Origin of the sequence: Tabrizicola sp. (assembly GCF_051645465.1) — a bacterium.
Classification (GTDB): domain Bacteria; phylum Pseudomonadota; class Alphaproteobacteria; order Rhodobacterales; family Rhodobacteraceae; genus Tabrizicola.
The window spans coordinates 1-3,212 of record NZ_JBOFBI010000190.1; the positions used below are offsets into that span (position 1 = coordinate 1).

Here is a 3,212-nt window from a genome sequence, read left to right on the forward strand (position 1 = left end):
GATGAAAGCGAGACCGTTCAATTCCCTGGGGTGCATTGTTTGCCGAAGCGGGCTCTACTCTCTGCCATTCTTGGCAGAGGAGAGGCAGGATGCGCTGGAAAATCAGTATTGAGGGTTCGGACGAAATCACGCAAGGTCACCGGTTAGAGTTTGAGATCGCGAAGAGCCTTGACGATCTGGCCGCCGGTAGCCTGGGCCTGTCGGTTGACGACGGCAAGACCATCTTGGCATCACTTCAACGGTACTTCATCGAGCAGCAGTGCGCCCTCTATGTTTTGTTCCGACGTCATTGCCAGGGGTGTGGCGGAACGCGGCCGATCAAGGACTATTCGGCCAGAACGATCCAGACAGTTTACGGCGCTGTCACCGTGGAGAGCCCTCGGCTATACCCCTGCCGCCGCTGCATGCCCGGTGTTGATTTCACAATCACTCCAGTGTCAGAGCTCTGCCCTGACCGTGCAACTGTAGAACTGATGACGCTCACGGCTAAGCTTGGCGCACTCATGCCTTACCGAGCAGCGACAGAAGTTCTGGCCGATTTTCTGCCTGGGCAGATGCCAACTCGGCACACGACCCTGCGACATCGCACTTTGACAGTTGGTAAGCGACTGGAGGAAAAGGAAGAACAGCGCATGTTCTTTGAAAAAGTCGACACGCAGGAACGTCGTCAATGCGAGCTGCCGCTGCCTGGTGACCCAGAACGGGAGTTTGTCCTTGGCATCGATACTGCTCATATCCCGCAAGTCCGCGGCCATGAAACGCGAAGTTTCGAAGCTGTCATCTGCCACGCAAGCAGGGGCGGGGTCGGATCCGACCGAGGAATCTTGTTCGCGTTTTCGGGCACTTCGCGAAAACGCATGCGTGCAGAAGGGCTGCTTGCCCTCAAACGTCTCGGATACGAAGGCAAGGGCGATGTTACCGTGATCTCCGACGGTGAGGACTGTCTGAAGCGCTTGAAATCCGCTCTCCCGCAGCCAGCCACGCACATCCTCGACTGGTTTCACATTGCCATGAAGCTGCGATCAATCGAGCAGACTGCCGGGTGGTTGGCGCGGCGGCTGCCGCCGAACGAGCGGGAAGAGCTTTTGGAAGACATAGCAGCGGTGAGGTGGCGTCTTTGGAATGGTCAAACAGACAGGGCAATTGACCTGATCGGTCGCCTGTTTCAAGACTTGAAGGCAGATGAACAGGGCAGCTCCGCGATCGCCCCGCTACGAGGCGGTCTGTTGAACCTGCGCATCTACATTGAGCAAAACCGCGGTTCCATCACCAACTATGGTGCGAGATATCGCGAAGGGAGGCGGATCGCCTCCACGGCCGCTGAAGCGAACGTCAACAATCTTGTCGCAAGGCGGATGGTCAAGAAGCAGCAAATGCGCTGGTCAGTACGCGGGGCAAACCTGCTCCTTCAAGTCCGCGTCGCCCTTGCCAATGGCGATCTTGCGGAACGTCTCGCCTACAGGCCGCCAGTTCAACCAAGTCAGACCATCATTTCACCATTCGTGCCGCTACCGCTCTTTCAGCGTGCCGCATGACCCCAGCTAGTTGAACGGTCCCCTTGAGGACCGCACAACCGAGACGCTGGGCCTTCTGTTCGACATGCACTGGCCAAGCCGCCAGTTCGAAACCGCGCGCGGCATCCGCCGAAGCCCGTTCCATGACCGGCTGAAGGCGGCCGGGGCCTTCATGACCGAAGCGGCGGGTTGGGAACGCCCCGGATTCTTCGGCGCGCCGGGCTGCGCGCCCTCCGTCAGCTATTCCTACGGGCGACCCAGCTGGTTCGACGCCACGGGGGCCGAATGCCGCAACACGGCCCGGAACGTGACGCTGTTCGACCACAGCTGCTTCATCAAGTTCCTCTGCGAGGGGCCGGATGCCGTGACCGTGCTGAACCGGGTCTGTGCGAACAACATCGACGTGGCGGTGGGGCGTGTCGTCTATACCCAGTGGCTGAACGAGATGGGCGGCATCGTGGCCGATGTGACCGTGACCCGGCTGTCGGAAACGGCCTTCATGGTGGTGACCATCGCCCTGTCGCAGCGCCGCGACATGGCCTGGCTGCGGCGGCACATTCCCGAAGGCGCGCGCCTCTCGGTGCAGGATGTCACCTCGGGCCTACCGATGCTGGCACTGATGGGGCCAAAGGCGCGTGCGCTGCTGTCGCGGGTCTCGCCCGCCGACCTGTCGGACGCGGCCTTCCCCTTCGGCACCAGCCAGGAGATCGACCTGGGCTATGCGCGGGTACGGGCCAGCCGGCTGACCTATGTCGGTGAACTGGGATGGGAGATCTACATGCCCACCGAATTCGCCGCCCATGTGTTCGAGGTGCTGGCTGACGCTGGGCGCGATCTGGGTCTGGGCATGGGCGGCTTCTTCGCCATCAATTCCCTTCGCATGGAAAAGGGCTATCGCCACTGGGGCCATGACATCGGCGAGGAAGACACGCCGCTGCAGGCGGGGCTTGGCTTTGCCGTGGCATTCGACAAGCCGGGCGGCTTCATCGGCCGCGAGGCGCTGCTGCGGCAGCGTGCGGCCGGTGTGCAGGACCGACGCATGGTGCAGCTGAGCCTTGAGGTCGACGGCATCCCCCCGCACCTCTACCACAATGAACCCATCCTGCGGGACGGCGTCATCGTCGGTTCGGTGACCACGGGCGCCTTTGGCCACCGCATCGGCAAGTCGCTGGGCATGGGCTATGTATCCTGCCCCGGCGGCGTGACCGCCGACTGGCTGGGCGCGGGCACTTGGGAGGTCGAGATCGCCTGGCGCCGGTACCCCGTACGCGTGCAGTTCGGGCCTTGGTACGACCCGAAGGGAGAGCCGTTGCGCTGATCGCGGGGACCTTGTGGCCCCAAGCGCGCGGATGCCCTGCCGAGCCGCGACTGGCTCACGGCCGGCGGCCTTGGTCATGAATCGGCGTGAGCGCCGCTGCGGCGTGCGCAACTGCTGAGATCTCGCAGCGGTCCGTGCTGCCTGAGTGCAGCAGACGTGTTGGACCCCTGATGGAATTGCATGGACCCTACGTGTCAAAAAAAAATATACACAATAAAACCAGATGATTAACGTAAGCGCCTCGCGAAGTTGCCACTTCTGGCCCCAAACTTGCATGAATTCCATATGAACGCGCAGCAAGACGCAATCTCACAGCGGAGTCCAGTCATGTCCCCCACAACGCTTGCCGAAGCGCCCTATCTTGACGTCGCCGACCCGGC

Annotated in this window: 2 protein-coding genes; both read left to right on the top strand. The window is 61.7% G+C overall.

The genetic code is table 11. The features are described 5' to 3' along the window. Positions 1-89: 89 nt before the first annotated feature. Positions 90-1,535 carry an ISKra4 family transposase gene (locus ACRCSW_RS12440; RefSeq protein WP_438705513.1) on the top strand — a complete coding sequence of 482 codons (1,446 nt, stop codon included), beginning with the start codon at positions 90-92 and terminating at the stop codon, positions 1,533-1,535. A 10-nt stretch (positions 1,536-1,545) separates the two neighbouring features. Next, complete coding sequence (locus ACRCSW_RS12445) at positions 1,546-2,832, top strand: glycine cleavage T C-terminal barrel domain-containing protein (RefSeq protein ID WP_438705515.1); 1,287 nt, start codon at positions 1,546-1,548, stop codon at positions 2,830-2,832. Positions 2,833-3,212 lie beyond the last annotated feature (380 nt).